We start from the raw sequence: 17,223 nt of genomic DNA on the forward strand, positions 1-17,223 counted from the left end.
AGACCGCGCGTGGCCCCCATGCACCGATCCCATGCACTTCAACAGCACCCGCGGGCATGCGCCCGCCACCGACCTCGACACCGCCCTCGTCGCCGGACTGGCCCCCGACCGCGGCCTGTACGTACCCGAGTCGATTCCGACACTGACGCTCGATAGGCCGGGCGCACAGCTTGCCGATACCGCGACGTGGGTACTCGCGCCCTACTTCACCGGTTCGCGCCTGCAAACGGAGTTGCCCGCGATGTGCGCGACCGCCTTCTACTTCGACGCGCCGCTGCGCCGCCTGGAGGGCGAGGGCGACCACCTGCTCGAGCTGTTCCACGGCCCCACCGCCGCCTTCAAGGACTATGCCGCGCGCTTCCTCGCCGAAGCGCTGTCGCGCCTGAGGCCGGTCGAGGCCCCGCCGACGACCATCCTCGTCGCGACGTCGGGCGACACCGGCGCGGCCGTGGCCGCCGCCTTCCATCGACGTCCCGGCTTCAAGGTCGTCATCCTCTACCCGGACGGGCGGGTGTCGCCGCGGCAGGCGCATGGCCTGGGCTGCTGGGGCGACAACGTACGGGCGTATCGCGTGGACGGCAGCTTCGACGACTGCCAGCGGTTGGTGAAACAGGCACTGTCCGACACCGTGCTGCGCGAACAGGTCCCGCTGGGTTCGGCCAACAGCATCAGTCTCGGCCGTCTGCTGCCGCAGGCCGCCTACTACGCGCATGCGGCGCTGGGCTTCCACGCCCGGACCGGCGACCACCTCAACTTCATCGTGCCGACCGGAAATTTGGGCAACGCCTGCGCTGCCGTGCTGGCCCGTCGCATGGGACTGCCGATCGGTGAGATCCGGCTGGCGACCAACGCCAACGACACCCTGCCGCGTTACTTCGCCGGGGCCGACTATGCCGCCCAGCCGACCCGCGCGACGCTGGCCAACGCCATGGACGTGGGGGCACCCAGCAACTTCGAACGCCTGCGCCACTGGCACGACAACGACGAGGCGTTGCGCGCGGCCACCGCCGCCACCGCGATCGACGACGCGACCATCCGCGACGTCATCCGCGCCGCACCCGCGCGCCACGGCGTCGTCCCCTGCCCGCACACGGCCACCGGCCTGAAAGTACTCGAGGGCCTGCGCGCGCGTGGCGATCGCCGGCCATGGGCGGTCGTCGCCACCGCCCATCCGGCGAAGTTCGACAGCATCGTCGAACCGCTGGTCGGCCACGCGGTGCCGGCACCGCCCGCGCTTGCCGCGTCGCTGGCGCGTCCGGCCCATGCCGATGCGATGCCGGCGACCTATGAGACCTTGGTCGAAGTGCTGGAGGGCACTTGAACGCAGCGGCGGGGCTGTACGCAGACGTATCGAATTCCTTTCGGACGAAACAGTTGACATGCCCGCGCAACGATGATCTTCTCCAGTCCATGACGCACCGCAGCAGCCACCCGCAGACCGCCATCGCCGCCCCCCGGGGCCGCGCCGACGCGCTGCGCGACCTGCTCGTGAATGCCGTCCCGCTCGCGATCGCGGCGGCGCTCATTCTTGTACTCGTACTTATTACCGGGCCAACAAGCGCGGGGTACGGGGTTGCCTAGATAGAACGAGCAAACCCGAGGAATACCAGGACCCCGCGCCCGCAACGGCGCGGGGTTTTTCGTTTCATGAAACCGCAAACGCAGACGCCAGACCCGAAGGATCCCTCCACGTGAGAAGCAACGCCATCAAACAGGGCCCCGCGCATGCACCGGCACGCGCGATGCTGCGCGCCACCGGCCTGGACGATGCCGCCATCGCCCAGCCGTTCGTCGGTGTCATCCACACGTGGACCGACGTGTCGCCGTGCAACCTGACCCTGCGCGACCTGGCCACGCACGTGCGCGAAGGCGTGCGCGAGGCCGGCGGCACGCCGATCGAGTTCAACACGATCGCGATCACCGACGGCATCGCGATGGGCACCGATGGCATGCGTGCCTCGCTGGCCTCACGCGAGACCATCGCCGACTCCATCGAACTGGCCGTCGTGGGACACAGCCTGGACGCGGTGGTGCTGCTGGTCGGTTGCGACAAGACCATCCCCGCCGCCGCGATGGCCGCCGCGCGCCTGGACGTGCCGACGGTGATCCTCTACGGCGGCACGATCATGCCCGGCAGCTGCCCCTCCAAGGCGGGCGCCAAGGACGAGGAAAGCCGGCCGCTGACCGTGCAGGACGTGTTCGAGGCCGTGGGTGCGCATGCCGCCGGCCGCATCGACGACGAGGAACTCCACCGCGTGGAATCCCACGCCTGTCCGGGCGCCGGCGCCTGCGGCGGCCAGTTCACCGCCAACACGATGGCGATGGTGCTGACCTTCCTCGGCCTGTCGCCGCTGCAACTCAACGACATCCCCGCCGTGCACGCAGACAAGCCCGCCGCCGCGCGGCGGTGCGGCGAGATGGTGATGGCGCAATTGCGCAGGGGCGGCCCGACACCGCGCACCCTCCTCTCTCCGGCCGCGCTGCGCAACGCGGCCCGCGCGGTGTCGGCCACCGCCGGTTCGACCAACGCGGCGCTGCACCTCTTGGCGATCGCGCACGAAGCCGGCGTCGAGTTCACCCTGGAGGAGTTCGAGGCCGCCGCGGCGACGCCGGTCATCGCCGACCTGAAGCCCGGTGGGCGCTACACCGCCGCCGAGATGTTCCAGCAGGGCGGCACCGCCCTGGTCGCGCGCGAACTGCGCACCGCGGGCCTGCTCGACGACGTGCCGACGGTCACCGGCCGCTCCTTCTTCGAGGAGCTCGACGCAGTGCCGGCGCCCGCCGCGCAGGACGTCGTGCGCGCCGTCGCCAATCCGATCAAGCCGCGCGGCGGCTACTCCATCCTGTATGGCGATGTCGCGCCGGAAGGCTGCATCGTCAAGCTGGCCGGCCATGGCCGCGACCATTTCGAAGGCCCGGCGCGGGTGTTCGACTCCGAGGAAGCCGCCTTCGCCGCCGTGCAGGCCCGCCAGGTGCAGGCCGGCGACGTGGTGGTGATCCGCTTCGAGGGCCCGACCGGTGGCCCGGGCATGCGCGAAATGCTGGCGGTCACCGCGGCCCTGGTCGGCCAGGGCCTGGGCAACGACGTCGCGCTGATCACCGACGGCCGCTTCAGCGGCGCGACGCATGGCTTCATGGTCGGGCACATCGCGCCCGAGGCCGCGCAGGGCGGCCCGATCGCCCGCCTGCGCGACGGCGACCGCGTCCGCATCGATGTCTCGACGCGCCGGATCGACGTCGATGCCGACCTGTCCGCCCGCGCGCCCGCGCCGTTCCATCCGCGCGTGCGCACCGGCGTGCTGGCCAAGTACGCGCGCATCGTCGGTTCCGCATCGAAGGGCGCGGTGACCTCGCCCGGTCCGCTCGATGACCGGCGCGCGATCGCCTCGACCCTGGTCGATGCCACCTCTTCCCGCGTGGCCGAACCCGAACCGGCCTGACGCACGCCGCACCCGTTCCACTCCACACGTTCAATCCACACGCAAGGAAACCACGATGTCCACCAGCAAACCCCGCATCGCCATCGTCGGCTACGGCAGCCAGGGCCGCGCACATGCGCTCAACCTCCGCGACTCCGGCTTCGACGTGACCATCGGCCTGCGGCCGGGCGGCCCCACCGAGATCAAGGCCAGGGCCGACGGCTTCGCCGTCAAGACCCCGGCCGAGGCCGTCAAGGGTGCCGAACTGGTGGCCGTGCTGACCCCCGACATGGTGCAGCCGCAGCTGTACGGCGAAGTGATCGAGCCGAACATCGCGCCTGGCGCCTGCCTGCTGTTCGCCCACGGATTCAACGTCCACTACGAACAGATCAACCCGCGGGATGACCTCGACGTGGTGCTGGTGGCTCCCAAGGGCCCGGGCGCGCTGGTGCGCCGCGAATACGAGATCGGCCGCGGCGTGCCCTCCGTCTATGCGATCCACCAGGACCGCAGTGGCAACGCCGAGGCGCTGGCGCTGGCCTATTGCGGCGGCATCGGCGGCGCGCGCCAGAACGCCATCAAGACGACCTTCAAGGAAGAGACCGAGACCGACCTGTTCGGCGAGCAGGCCGTGCTGTGCGGCGGTGCCACCAAGCTCGTGCAGGCCGGCTGGGAGACCCTGGTCGAGGCCGGCTACCAGCCGGAAGTCGCCTACTACGAGTGCCTGCACGAGCTGAAGCTGATCGTCGATCTGTTCTATGAGGGCGGCATCACCCGCATGCACGAGTTCATCAGCGAGACCGCCCAGTACGGCGCGCTGACCCGCGGCAGCTACGTCATCGACGACAACGCCAAGGCGCAGATGAAGAAAGTGCTGGAGGAGATCCAGGACGGCACCTTCGCGCGCCAGTGGATCGCCGAGTATGCCGCCGGCAACGCCAACTACAAGGCGATGAAGCAGGGCGACCTGGACCATCCGATCGAGGCCGTCGGCAAGAAGCTGCGCGCCAACATGAAGTGGCTGGCCAATGCGCCGCAGCCGCAGGCGGCGGCACGCCCGGCAGCGCAACCGGAGGAGGCTGCCGCATGAACGGCGCCCGCTGGCTGGCGCGGGCCCTGGTCGCCGAAGGCGTGGACACGCTGTTCGGCTACCCGGGCGGCGCGATCATGCCGTTCTACGACGCCCTGCACGATTCGGACCTGAAGCACGTCCTGGTCCGCCATGAGCAGGGGGCGGCGTTTGCCGCGAACGGCTATGCGCGGGCCAGCGGGCGCGTGGGTGTGTGCGTGGCGACCTCCGGTCCCGGTGCCTCGAACCTGGTCACCGGAATCGCCGACGCGATGCTGGACTCGGTGCCGATGGTCGTCATCACCGGGCAGGTCGCCACGCCGCTGATGGGCACGGACGCCTTTCAGGAGCTGGACGTGTTCGGCATGACGATGCCGATCGTCAAGCACAGCTTCCTCGTGCGACGCGTGGAGGACATGCCGCGCGTGGTCGCCGAGGCCTTCAGGATCGCCCGGTCCGGACGTCCCGGCCCGGTGCTGATCGACTTCCCCAAGGACGTGCAGGTGGCGGACGCGAGCGCCCTGCCCCTGCACGTCCCTTCTCCCATCGACGACATCCCGCGGCCGGCCGATGCCTCGCTGCACGCGGCGCTGGCACTGGTGTCCCAGGCCAGGCGTCCGGTCGTCTACGGTGGTGGCGGGATCGCGCTCGGGAACGCGGTCGATGTCTTCCGCGATTTCGTCAACGCGACCCGCATCCCGACCGTGCTCACCCTGCGCGGCCTGGGCGCGCTGCCGCCGGACAATCCGCTCAACCTGGGCATGCTCGGCATGCACGGGACCCGCGCCGCCAACCTGGCGGTGCAGGAGTGCGACCTGCTGATCGTGGTCGGCGCGCGTTTCGATGACCGCGCGACCGGCAAGCTGGCCGAGTTCGCACCCAACGCGCGGGTCATCCACATGGACCCCGATGCCTGCGAGATCGGCAAGCTGCGCCATGCCGACGCGGCGGTGAACGGCGACATGGCCACCGCGCTGAAGGCCCTCACCCTGCCGTGCGCCGCGCATGTCCACGGCCGCCACGCGATCCCCCGGCGCGAATGGCTGGAAACCTGCCTGCAGCGCGCGCGCGACCACGCGCCGCGCTATGACGCACCGGGAGAGACGGTGTATGCCCCGGCCCTGCTGAGGCGGCTGTCGGAGATCGCCCCGGATGCGGTGGTCGCCTGCGACGTCGGCCAGCACCAGATGTGGGTCGCGCAGCACTGGCGGTTCCAGCAGCCGCGCCAGCACCTCACCAGTGGCGCACTCGGCGCGATGGGCTTCGGCCTGCCGGCGGCGCTGGGCGCGCAGATGCAGGCCCCCGGGGCGCGCGTGGTCTGCGTCAGCGGTGACGGCTCGTTCCTGATGAACGTGCAGGAGCTGGCGACGCTGGCGCGCTATCGCCTGCCGGTGAAGATCGTGCTGCTGGACAACCAGGCGCTGGGCATGGTCCGCCAGTGGCAGGAGCTGTTCTTCGAGAAGCGCTATTCGGAGATCGACCTGTCCGACAACCCGGACTTCGTGGCGCTGGCCGCGGCCTTCGGCATCCAGGCGCTGCATGTCGAGCGCGCGGGCGACGTCGAGGCGGCGCTGCAGGCCCTGATGGACGCACCCGGCCCGGCCCTGCTGCACGTCGCCATCGACCAGAAGGCCAATGTCTGGCCCCTGGTGCCGCCCAACCACAACAACGCCCAGATGATGGACGGCGAGCCAGCCCAGGCCGAAGCCGACTCGACCTCGACCCCCACCCCCCCCGGTACGGAGAACCCGAGCCATGCGATACCAGCTTGATCTGACCCTGCGACAGGCCGAGGGCGCGCTGGCACGCGTACTCGGGGCCGCCGAACGCCGTGGTTTCCGTCCGCTCGCCGTCGACGGCGAAGCCCAGGCCGACGGCGATCGCTGGTACCTGCGCATGACCGTCGAGGGCGACCGTCCCGACACCACTCTTCAGACGCAATTGGCCAAGCTGTACGACTGCCTGGCCGTGGAGGTTTCCCCATGCAATTGAACGATGCCGCGCCGGTGGCCGAATCCAACGAGACGCCGCGCGACAACACCCCGGCGTCCAGCCAGGCCCCCTGGGCCTGGTTCGACGGCCGGATGGTCTCGCTCGATTCACCCCAGGCGCCCCTGACCACGCATGCGATGCATTACGGCAGCGGCGTGTTCGAGGGCATCCGCAGCTACGCCACGGACGACGGCGGTGCCGCGGTGTTCCGCCTGCCGGAGCACATGGAGCGGATGCGCAAGGGCGCCGTGCTGCTGGGCATCGATTTCGACGTCGCCCAGGCCAGCGAGGCGGTGCTGCAGACGCTGCGCGCGAACCAGCACCGCGATGCCTACATCCGCCCCCTCGCCTGGCTGGGCAGCGGCACGATCGGCCTGGACGTCGCGCCGCTCACCCAGCACCTGATGGTCGCGACGATCGCCCAGCCGGTGCACCTCGCCGGCAAGGCCGCGCGCCTGGGCGTCTCGGGCTGGCGCCGCAACCCGGCGAAGTCGCTGCCGCCGCTGAAGCTGTGCGGCGGCTACATCAACTCCGTGCTGGCCAAGCGCGAAGCGAAACAGCGCGGCTTCGACGAAGCCCTGTTCGTGGATGACGAAGGCGTCGTCGTCGAATGCACCGGCGCCAACGTGTTCATGGTCAAGGACGGCGCGATCACCGCGGCCCGGCATGCCGACGCGCTCGATGGCATCACCCGCGCCACCCTGATCGAGCTGACCGGTGCCACCTCGCGGCCGGTCTCGCTGGAGGAGCTGAAGCAGGCCGACGAGGTGTTCGTCTGCGGCACCGCTGCCGAAGTCGCGCCCATTGCCTCGCTGGACGACGTGGTGTTCGGCGAGAACCCCGTCACCCGCGAGTTCCAAGCCCTGTATGCACGCATCGTCCGCGGCCAGGACGCGCGCTTCGCCCACTGGCTGACGACGGTCTGATCGATGGACGGTGACGTACCGCGCAAGGACGAGGACACCCACGTACGCGTCGGTGCCGCCGACGTGCTCGCGGCGCAGGCCCGCCTGCGCCGCTACCTGTCGGCGACGCCGCTGCACCACGCGGAGCGCTTCGGCTGCTGGCTGAAGCTGGAGAACCTTCAGCGCACCGGCTCCTACAAGGTGCGTGGCGCATTGAATGCGCTGCTGGCCGCCCGCGAGCGCGGCGACACCCGCCCGGTGATCGCCGCTTCGGCGGGCAACCACGCGCAGGGCCTGGCATGGGCCGCGTACCGGCTGGGCCAGCAGGCCATCACGGTGATGCCGCGCTGCGCACCGGAAACCAAGGTCGCCGGCGTCGCCCACTGGGGTGCCACCGTGCGCCTGCACGGCGACAGCTATGATGAGGCCAAGGCGTTCGCGCACGAGCTGGCCCTGCAGAACGACTATCGCCTGCTGTCCGCCTTCGACGACCCCGACGTGATCGCCGGCCAGGGCACGGTCGGCCTGGAGATGGCGGCGCTGGCGCCCGACGTGGTGCTGGTGCCGATCGGTGGCGGTGGCCTGGCCGCCGGTGTCGCGCTGGCGATGAAAGCGCAGGGCGTGCGGATCGTCGGCGCCCAGGTCGAGGGCGTCGATTCGATGGCCCGCGCCCTGAAAGGCGACACGCGTGCGATCGAACCGGTCGCGAGCCTGGCCGATGGCGTGCGCGTCAAGGAGCCTGGCCATCTGACGCGCAAACTGCTGACCGACCTGCTGGACGACGTCGTGATCGTCCGCGAGGCCGAACTGCGCGAAACCGTCGTGCGCCTCGCGCTGGAGGAACACGTCATCGCCGAAGGCGCGGGTGCGCTGGCCCTGGCCGCCGGCCGACGCGTGGCCGGCAAGCGCAAGTGCGCGGTGGTGTCTGGCGGCAACCTCGATGCCGGCGTGCTTGCGACGCTGCTGTCGGAAGTCCGGCCCCGCGCGCCCCGGCGTCCGCGTCGTCGCCAGCGTGAACTGGCCGCGCCGTTGCAGGAGCCCGCCATTGCGATGCTCCTGCCTGTGCCGACGATGCCGTCCGATCCCACCCCCGCCCCTCGACCGCGCGCAGCGGTAGCCGCCTGGCACTGACGCGCCAGAAAGACGGAGCCTTCCGATGAACGAACCCACCCCGATCCGCATCTTCGACACCAGCCTGCGTGACGGCGAGCAATCGCCGGGCTGCAGCATGACCGCCGCGCAGAAGCTCCGCTTCGCCCTTGCGCTCGCGGAGCTTGGCGTCGACGTGATCGAGGCGGGTTTCCCGGCCAGCTCCGAGGCCGATCGCAATGCCGTCCGTTCGATCGCCCGCGAGGTGCGCGGCAGCACCATCGCCACGCTCGCGCGCTGCCACGAGGGCGACATCGACGCATGTGCGTCCGCGCTCGAGGGAGCCGCGGCACCTCGCATCCATGTCTTCATCTCGACCAGTCCGCTGCACCGCGAGCACAAGCTGGGCCTGAGCCGCGAGCAGGTGCTCGAGCGCGCGGTGATGGGCGTGGAACGCGCGCGCCGCCATGTCGATGACGTCGAGTTCTCGGCGGAGGACGCGCTGCGCACCGAACCCGATTTCCTGGCCGAAGTCTGCAGCGCCGCGGTCGCCGCCGGTGCGACCACGCTGAACATCCCGGACACCGTGGGCTACACCACGCCCAGCGAGATCCGCGCCCTGTTCGAGTACCTGCGCGCGAACGTGCACGATGCCGAGAAAGCCATCTTCAGCACCCACTGCCACAACGACCTGGGCCTGGCCGTCGCCAATTCGCTGGCCGCGATCGAGGGCGGTGCCCGCCAGGTCGAGTGCACCATCAACGGCATCGGCGAGCGCGCCGGCAACTGCGCCATGGAAGAGCTGGTGATGGCGCTGCGGGTCCGTGCCCACTACTACAACGCCAGCACCCGCATCGACAGCCGCCGGCTGGTCCCGACCTCACGGCTCCTGTCACGCATCACCGGGATGGCCGTGCAGCGCAACAAGGCCGTGGTGGGACAAAACGCCTTCGCGCACGAATCCGGCATCCACCAGCACGGCATGCTCAAGCACCGCGGCACCTACGAGATCATGCGCCCGGAGGACGTCGGCTGGTCGCAGTCGCAGATGGTGATGGGTCGCCACAGCGGTCGCGCCGCGCTGGCGGACCGCCTGCAGGCGCTCGGCTTCAATCTCGAAGAGGCCGCGCTGAACCGGGTATTCGCGGGGTTCAAGGCGCTGGCCGAAAAAAAGCGCGAGGTCTTCGACGGCGACCTCGAGGCGCTGGTGCTGGGCGCGGACTCCGCGGCCGCTCGTGGCTGGCGCCTGACCCGACTGCATGTCAGCACCGGGGCCGGCGAAGGCGACACCCTGCCGACTGCCAGCGTGCAGCTGCTCGATACCGACGATCGCAGCGTCAGCGAGGCCGCGGTGGGCGACGGACCCGTCCACGCGCTGTTCGCCGCACTGGCGCGGGCCACCGGAGTCGACCTGGACGTCGAGAGCTACCACGTGTCCAGCGTCACCACCGGCGACGACGCCCAGGGCCAGGCCCAGGTCATCGCGCGCGTCGGCGGCGTGGAATGGACCGGTTCCGGCACCAGCACGGACATCCTCGAAGCCAGCGCCCACGCCTGGCTGGACATCGCCAACCGCATCGTCCGCACGGGGCGCGAGCCGGCGCGTACCCCGACCCATGCCGTGCCGGCCGCGGCCCTTGCCTGACGGCCCGTTCCTTTCATGACCGACACGAAGCCCAAGACACATCCCGCCATGAGCCACTCACCCCGCACCCTGTTCGACAAACTGTGGGACGCCCACCTGGTCCAGCCCGAATCGGCCGAAGCCCCGGGCATCCTCTACATCGACCTGCACCTGATCCACGAAGTCACGTCCCCGCAGGCGTTTGCCGAACTCGACGCGCGTGGGCTGTCACCACGTCGCCCGGAGCGCACCAAGGGGACCCTGGACCATTCGACGCCCACCCTGCCGGCCGATGCCGACGGCGTCCTGCCCTTCGCGACCGAACAGGCGCGCGCCCAGGTGGATCGCCTGCGCGAGAATTGCGAACGCCACGGTATCGAGCTGTTCGACATGGCCAGTCCGCGGCGCGGCATCGTCCACGTCATCGGTCCCGAACTCGGCCTGACCCAACCCGGCATGACGATCGTCTGCGGCGACAGCCACACCGCCACGCATGGCGCGTTCGGCGCGCTGGCGTTCGGCATCGGCACCAGTGAGGTCGGCCATGTGCTGGCCACCCAATGCCTGCTCCAGCGCAAGCCGAAAACGCTCGCGATCACCATCGACGGACAGCTCGCGCGCGGCGTCACCGCGAAGGACCTGATCCTGCATGTCATCGGCGTGATCGGCGTCAATGGTGGGACCGGGCACGTGATCGAATACCGCGGCAGCGCGATCGAAGCGCTGTCGATGGACGAACGCATGACGGTCTGCAACATGTCGATCGAAGCGGGGGCCCGCGCGGGCCTGATCGCCCCCGACGACACCACCTTCGCCTACCTTCGCGATACCGAGCGCGCACCCGGCACCTCGACGGGAGACAGCGAAGCCTTCGACGCCGCCGTCGAGCGCTGGCGCGAACTGCGCACCGACCCGGGCGCCACCTTCGACCGCGAAGTCCATGTCGACGCGGCCGACATCCGCCCGACCGTCACCTGGGGGACGCACCCCGGCCAGGTCGCCAGCATCGACGGCCACCTGCCCGACACCTCCAACGACGACGACGCCAAGGCCCGCGACTACATGGGCTGGCAGGCCGATGCCGCCCTCGCGGGCCGACCGGTCGATGTCGTGTTCGTCGGCAGCTGCACCAACTCGCGCCTGTCCGACCTGCGCGACGCGGCCCGCGTGCTGCGAGGACGGAAGGTCCATCCGCGGGTGCGCATGCTGGTCGTGCCGGGGTCCGAACGGATCAAGCGCGACGCCGAAGCCGAAGGCATTGACCGCATCGTCCGCGACGCCGGCGCCGAATGGCGCGAGCCGGGCTGCTCGATGTGCATCGCGATGAACGGCGACATGGTCGGTCCCGGCCAGCTCGCGGTGTCGACCAGCAACCGGAATTTCGAGGGCCGCCAGGGTAAGGGGGCCCGCACCGTGCTGGCGTCGCCATTGACGGCCGCCGCCTGCGCCGTCGCCGGGGAGATCACCGACCCCCGCGCCTATCTGCCCGAGGAGGCCGCCTGATGGATGCGTTCACGACCCTGGTGTCGCGCACCGTGGTGCTGCGCGAGCGCAACATCGACACCGACCAGATCATCCCGGCGCGATTCCTGACCACGACCGAACGCCAGGGGCTCGGCCGCCATGCGTTCAGCGACTGGCGCACGCGCTCCGACGGGACGCCCGACCTGGACTTCCCGTTCAACCGACCGGAGAACGCCGACGCGCGCATCCTCGTCGCCGGCCGCAATTTCGGCTGTGGTTCGTCGCGCGAGCACGCGCCCTGGGCGCTGACCGACCTGGGACTGCGCGCCGTCATCAGCAGCGAGATCGCCGACATCTTCCGCAGCAATGCACTCAAGAACGGCCTGTTGCCGATCGTGCTCGACCAGGACGTGGTCGACGAGCTGATCGATCGTCCCGGCATCGAGTTGAAGATCGACGTTGCCCGCCGCGTGATCGTCCTGCCGGGCGGCAACACGGTCGAGTTCCCCCTCGATGCCTTCGCCCAGACCTGCCTGCTCCAGGGCGTCGACCAGCTCGGTTACCTGCTGGGCCAGGACGACGCCATCCAACGCTTCGAGGAGTCCCGCCGTGCCGCATGAATCCACTGCCTTCGACATCGTCGTCCTGCCCGGCGACGGTATCGGCCCCGAGATCACCGCCGCGGCGGTCGATGTCCTGCATGCGGTAGGTGCGCGGCACGACCGTGACTTCCGCTTCCACAGGCACCTGATCGGCGGTGCCGCGATCGATGCCACCGGCGAGGCGCTGCCCGCCGCGACGCTCGACGCCGCCCAGCGCGCGGATGCGGTGCTGCTCGGTGCGGTCGGCGGCCCGAAGTGGTCCGACCCGAAAGCGCCGGTCCAGCCCGAACAGGGCCTGCTGGCCATCCGCAAGGCCATGGGGCTGTATGCGAACCTTCGCCCGGTCGCGCCGCATCCAGCCGCGCTGGGCGCCTCGCCGATCAAGCCGCACCTGCTCAATGGCGTCGACATGATCGTGGTCCGTGAGCTGACCGGCGGCGTCTACTTCGGCGAGAAGACCCGCACCGCCACCACGGCCAGCGACCTGTGCGAATACAGCGTCGCCGAGATCGAACGCGTCGTCCGCCGGGCCTGCACGCTGGCGCGGACCCGTCGCGGCAAGGTCACCTCCGTCGACAAGGCGAACGTGCTCGAGACGTCGCGACTCTGGCGGGAGACGGCGACGCGCGTCGTCGCCGACGAGTTCCCGGACATCACGCTGGAACACCAGCTGGTCGATTCGATGGCGATGCACCTGCTGTCCAGGCCGCGCGACTACGACGTGGTGGTGACCGAGAACATGTTCGGCGACATCCTCACCGACGAGGCCTCGATGCTGGCCGGCTCGCTGGGCCTGCTGCCCTCCGCCTCGCTGGGCGAAGGACGGGCAGGCCTGTACGAACCCATCCACGGCTCCGCACCGGACATCGCCGGTCGGGGCATCGCCAACCCATATGCGACGATCCTCAGCGCCGCCCTGCTGCTGCGCCATTCGCTGGGACTGGAGCAGGAGGCGAGGTGCATCGAGGACGCGGTCTCGGCCGCACTCGATGCCGGCGTGTTCACCGCCGACCTCGCGCCCCAGGGCCAGGCAGTGTCGACGCGCGAGGCGACGGCGGCCGTGCTCGCCCAGTTGGATGTCGCCTGCCCGGCGGTCGCCATGCGCGATTGAGCCGGGCGACGCACGCGCCATGGAACGGGTACGCTGGGCGGATGACCCATACCCAGCTCCCGTTCCACAGTCGCCTGGCCGGTGGTCTGCTTCTGGCGGCCCTGTCGATGTCCGCTTGCCAGCCCACCGACCCGCCGCGCGCCGAGGCACCGCCTGCGCCCGCGGCGGCACCGCCCTCCGCCACGGCGCTTCCGGCGCCGGTGGAAGCCCCGGCCGATGCCTTCTTCGAGCGCCTTGCCACGCTGTGCGGCCAGGCCTTCGCCGGGCGCATCACCGCGAACATGCCTGCGGACACCAACGACCCCTTCGCCGGCAAGCCGCTGGTCATGCACGTGCGCGAGTGCAGCGCGGAGGAAATCCGCATCCCCTTCCATGTCGGTGACGACCGCTCGCGCACCTGGGTCCTGACCCGCACCGCCGACGGCCTGCGCCTGAAGCACGACCACCGCCATGCGGACGGCCATCCTGACGTACTGACGCAGTACGGTGGCGACAGCCTGGTGCCGGGCAGTCGCGAGCGCCAGGAGTTCCCGGTCGACGCCGAGTCGCAAGCCCTGTTTTCACGCGAGGGCCGTGACGTCTCCAACACCAACGTCTGGGCGCTGGAGGTCCAGCCCGGCCTGCGCTTCGCCTACGAACTCTCGCGGCCCCACCGGTTGTTCCGCGTCGAGTTCAACCTGGCCAACCCGGTCGCGGCGCCGCCGGCGCCCTGGGGTGCCGAGGGCTGATCCAGCCCGTGTTCGCAGGGGTGGCTGGCACCGCCAGCCCCCCCTGCACCCGGCTCAGCGGCGTGCCGACTCCGGCATCCGCACCCGGAACCACGCCGCATAGAGCGCCGGCAGGAACAACAGCGTCAGGACCGTGGCGACCAGCAGGCCGCCCATGATCGCCACCGCCATCGGGCCGAAGAACACGCTGCGCGAGAGCGGGATCATCGCGAGGATCGCGGTGAATGCGGTCAGCACGATCGGCCTGAAGCGTCGCACCGTCGCCTCGATGATCGCCTGCCAGGCGTCCGCCCCATCGGCGCGGTCCTGCTCGATCTGGTCGACCAGGATCACCGAGTTGCGCATGATCATGCCGGCCAGCGCGATCGTGCCCAGCATCGCCACGAAGCCGAAGGGCACGCGGAACACCAGCAGGAACAGCGTCACGCCGATCAGGCCCAGCGGCGCCGTCAGGAACACCATCACGCTGCGCGAGAAACTGCGCAACTGCATCATCAGCAGCGTGAACACCACGAACAGGAACAGCGGCATGCCGGCCGCGATCGAGTTCTGGCCGCGCGCCGAATCCTCCACGCTGCCGCCGACGTCGATCGAGTAGCCATACGGCAAGGCTTCGCGCAGGCCATCCAGGGTCGGCGAGATCTGCGCGGACACGGTCGCCGGCTGGGTGCCGTCGTAGATGTCGGCACGCACGGTCATGGTCGGCTTGCGGTCGCGGTGCCAGATGATGCCGTCCTCGAAGCCGTACTCCAGCGTGGCGACCTGCGACAACGGTACGCTGGTACCCCCCGCCACCGGGATCGCCAGGTTGCGCAGGCCGTCGAGGTCGAGGCGCTCGGCCTCGGTACCGCGCAGGCGCATCTCGATCAGCTCGTCGCCCTCGCGGTAGGTGCTTACCGGCGAGCCGGACAGGGCACCGCCGAGGAACTGCGCGACCTCGGCCGAACTCACGCCCAGCGCACGCGCACGGGTCTGGTCGATGCGCAGGTGGACGACCTTGCCCGGCTCGTCCCAGTCGAGGTTGACGTTGGCGACGTGCGGGTTCTCCTCGATCTTCGCGCGCACGTCGTTGGCGATCGCGCGCACCTGGTCGATGTGCTCGCCCGACACGCGGAACTGCACCGGGTAGCCGACCGGTGGTCCGTTCTCCAGGCGGGTCACGCGCAACTGCAGCTCGGGGAACTGCGGCACCACGTCTTCGATGATCCACTGGCGGACCGCCTCGCGCGCGTCCGTATCCTTCGGCAGCAGCACGAACTGCGCGAAGTTCGCCGCGGGCAGCTGCTGGTCGAGTGGCAGGTAGAAGCGCGGCGACCCGGTGCCGACGTACGCAACGTAATTGTCCAGGTCCTCGCGGGTGGCGAGGATCGCTTCAAGTCGTCGCGCCTGCGCCTCGGTCGCCTTCAGCGAACTGCCCTCGGCGAGCTCCATGTCGACCATCAGCTCGGGGCGCACGGACTCCGGGAAGAACTGCTGCGGCACGAAGCGGAACAGCAGGACCGAGGCCGCGAATGCCCCGACCGTCACCACGATGACCGTCTTGCGGTGGCCGACGCACCAGCCCAGCAGGCGCCGGAACCGCGCATAGAACGGCGTCGCATAGGGATCATGGTCGCGACCGTCATGCGGTGGCGGCGCGATCAGTTCGGCGAAGGCAGGGTACCGGTCGGCCCAGCGCTGGCGCGCGGCATGCCAGCGCGCGGCCATCGAGCCCGGCTTGAGCGTCGCCGCATGGCCATGGTCGGGCAGCAGCTTGTCGCCGAGGTAAGGGATGAACATCACCGCGGCGATCCACGACACCAGCAGGGCGATCGTCACCACCTCGAACAGGGACCGGGTGTACTCGCCCGTGCTCGACGCTGCGGTCGCGATCGGCAGGAAGCCCGCCGCGGTGATCAGGGTGCCGGTCAGCATCGGGAACGCGGTGCTTTCCCAGGCGAAGGCGGCCGCCTTCATCCGGCTGTAGCCCTGCTCCATCTTGATCGCCATCATCTCGACCGCGATGATCGCGTCGTCGACCATCAGGCCAAGCGCCAGCACCAGCGCGCCGAGCGAGATCTTGTGCAGGCCGACACCGTAGAAATACATGACCGCGAAGGTCATCGCGAGCACCAGCGGGATCGACAGCGCGACGACCAGCCCGGTGCGCAGGCCCAGCGACAGGAAGCTCACCAGCAGCACGATGACGACGGCCTCGGTGAGTACCTTGACGAACTCGCCGACCGAAGCATCCACCGCCGCCGGCTGGTCGGCCACGCGATGCAGTTCCATGCCCGCCGGGAGCGTTTCCTGCAGGCGCGCGAACTCGGAATCAAGGGTCTTGCCGAGCTCGAGGATATCGCCGCCCTCGCGCATCGCGACACCGATGCCGATCGCATCCCGGCCCTGGTAGCGCATCATCGGCGCCGCGGGGTCCGCGAATCCGCGGTGGACCTCGGCCAGGTCGTCGAGGCGGAAGGTGCGGTCACCGACGCGGATCGGGAACGCACGGATCGCATCGACCGACTCGAACCGTCCATCCACGCGCAGGGGCACGCGCGCGCTCGGGGTTTCGAAGAAGCCGGCCGGGACGACCGCGTTCTGTTGCTCCAGCGCCTGCTGCACGGCCGCGGCCGGTACGCCCAGCGTGGCCAGCTTGTCGTTCGACAGCTCGATCCAGATCTTCTCGTCCTGCACGCCGAACAGCTCGATCTTGCCGACGTCGCCCAGTTCCTGGAGCGCGAGCTCGATGCGTTCGGCGTAGTCCTTCATGACCGCGTAGTCGAAGCCCTCGCCGGTCAACGCGTAGATGTTGCCGAAGGTGTCGCCGAATTCGTCGTTGAAGAACGGGCCGACGACTTCCGAAGGCAGGGTCGCGCGGATGTCGCCCACTTTCTTGCGGACCTGGTACCACAGCGGCTCGATCTCCTTCGAACGCATGGAATCCCGCGCCATGAAGATGATCTGCGACTCGCCGGCGCGCGAGTACGAGCGGATGAACTCGTACTCCCCTGTCTCCATCAGCTTCTTCTCGATGCGCTCGGTGACCTGCTTCGACACTTCCTCCGCGGTCGCGCCGGGCCACATCGTCCGGATCACCATCGCCTTGAAGGTGAACTCGGGGTCCTCGCTGCGGCCGAGGTTGAGATAGGAGAACGCACCGGCGATCGCCACCACCAGCATCAGGTAGACCACGAGGCTGCGGTGGCGCAGCGCCCACTCGGACAGGTTGAAGCGCATC

At 69.8% G+C, this 17,223-nt stretch carries 14 protein-coding genes; 13 read left to right on the forward strand and 1 reads right to left on the reverse strand.

The window, feature by feature from the left end; translation table 11 throughout:
- Positions 1–31: 31 nt before the first annotated feature.
- The 13 genes from thrC to H4F99_RS00235 all read left to right on the forward strand — a co-directional run bounded on the left by thrC (position 32) and on the right by H4F99_RS00235 (position 14,003).
- On the forward strand, positions 32–1,321 hold the full coding sequence (gene thrC / locus H4F99_RS00175; RefSeq protein WP_182667696.1) for a threonine synthase: 1,290 nt from the start codon (positions 32–34) through the stop codon (positions 1,319–1,321).
- Positions 1,322–1,410: 89 nt separating this feature from the next.
- Positions 1,411–1,581: a hypothetical protein gene (locus H4F99_RS00180; protein ID WP_182667697.1), complete on the forward strand. Its 171-nt coding sequence runs from the start codon at positions 1,411–1,413 to the stop codon at positions 1,579–1,581.
- 110 nt (positions 1,582–1,691) lie between these two features.
- Positions 1,692–3,440 carry a dihydroxy-acid dehydratase gene (gene ilvD / locus H4F99_RS00185; RefSeq protein WP_182667698.1) on the forward strand — a complete coding sequence of 583 codons (1,749 nt, stop codon included), beginning with the start codon at positions 1,692–1,694 and terminating at the stop codon, positions 3,438–3,440.
- A 55-nt stretch (positions 3,441–3,495) separates the two neighbouring features.
- Positions 3,496–4,509 (forward strand): ketol-acid reductoisomerase, encoded by a 1,014-nt coding sequence (ilvC, locus tag H4F99_RS00190; RefSeq protein WP_182667699.1) that lies wholly within the window; start codon positions 3,496–3,498, stop codon positions 4,507–4,509.
- Positions 4,506–6,260 (forward strand): acetolactate synthase 2 catalytic subunit, encoded by a 1,755-nt coding sequence (ilvG, locus tag H4F99_RS00195; RefSeq protein WP_182667700.1) that lies wholly within the window; start codon positions 4,506–4,508, stop codon positions 6,258–6,260. Before ilvC ends, ilvG begins: the two co-directional genes overlap by 4 nt.
- On the forward strand, positions 6,244–6,480 hold the full coding sequence (locus tag H4F99_RS00200; RefSeq protein ID WP_182667701.1) for an ACT domain-containing protein: 237 nt from the start codon (positions 6,244–6,246) through the stop codon (positions 6,478–6,480). Before ilvG ends, H4F99_RS00200 begins: the two co-directional genes overlap by 17 nt.
- A complete protein-coding gene (locus H4F99_RS00205) occupies positions 6,471–7,406 on the forward strand; it encodes an aminotransferase class IV (RefSeq protein WP_182667702.1) in 936 nt (311 codons plus the stop codon). Before H4F99_RS00200 ends, H4F99_RS00205 begins: the two co-directional genes overlap by 10 nt.
- Positions 7,407–7,409: 3 nt before the next feature.
- The gene (locus H4F99_RS00210) at positions 7,410–8,516 is read left to right on the forward strand and encodes a threonine dehydratase (protein WP_182667703.1); all 1,107 of its coding nucleotides are present in this window, start codon (positions 7,410–7,412) and stop codon (positions 8,514–8,516) included.
- A 25-nt stretch (positions 8,517–8,541) separates the two neighbouring features.
- Positions 8,542–10,119 (forward strand): 2-isopropylmalate synthase, encoded by a 1,578-nt coding sequence (locus H4F99_RS00215; protein WP_182667704.1) that lies wholly within the window; start codon positions 8,542–8,544, stop codon positions 10,117–10,119.
- A 48-nt stretch (positions 10,120–10,167) separates the two neighbouring features.
- Positions 10,168–11,601, forward strand: coding sequence for a 3-isopropylmalate dehydratase large subunit (leuC, locus tag H4F99_RS00220; RefSeq protein WP_182667705.1), 1,434 nt, complete (start codon positions 10,168–10,170; stop codon positions 11,599–11,601).
- Positions 11,601–12,182, forward strand: a complete 582-nt coding sequence (leuD, locus tag H4F99_RS00225) for a 3-isopropylmalate dehydratase small subunit (protein ID WP_182667706.1) — start codon at positions 11,601–11,603, stop codon at positions 12,180–12,182. The genes leuC and leuD overlap by 1 nt, the downstream gene beginning before the upstream one ends.
- A complete protein-coding gene (gene leuB, locus H4F99_RS00230) occupies positions 12,172–13,275 on the forward strand; it encodes a 3-isopropylmalate dehydrogenase (RefSeq protein WP_343064111.1) in 1,104 nt (367 codons plus the stop codon). The genes leuD and leuB overlap by 11 nt, the downstream gene beginning before the upstream one ends.
- 41 nt (positions 13,276–13,316) lie before the next feature.
- Positions 13,317–14,003, forward strand: a complete 687-nt coding sequence (locus H4F99_RS00235; RefSeq protein ID WP_182667708.1) for a hypothetical protein — start codon at positions 13,317–13,319, stop codon at positions 14,001–14,003.
- A 54-nt stretch (positions 14,004–14,057) separates the two neighbouring features.
- On the opposite strand, the gene H4F99_RS00240 is transcribed toward H4F99_RS00235, so the two are convergent.
- A complete protein-coding gene (locus H4F99_RS00240; RefSeq protein ID WP_182667709.1) occupies positions 14,058–17,222 on the reverse strand; it encodes an efflux RND transporter permease subunit in 3,165 nt (1,054 codons plus the stop codon).
- Position 17,223 lies beyond the last annotated feature (1 nt).

Source organism: Marilutibacter penaei, from assembly GCF_014145395.1.
Lineage (GTDB): Bacteria > Pseudomonadota > Gammaproteobacteria > Xanthomonadales > Xanthomonadaceae > Marilutibacter > Marilutibacter penaei.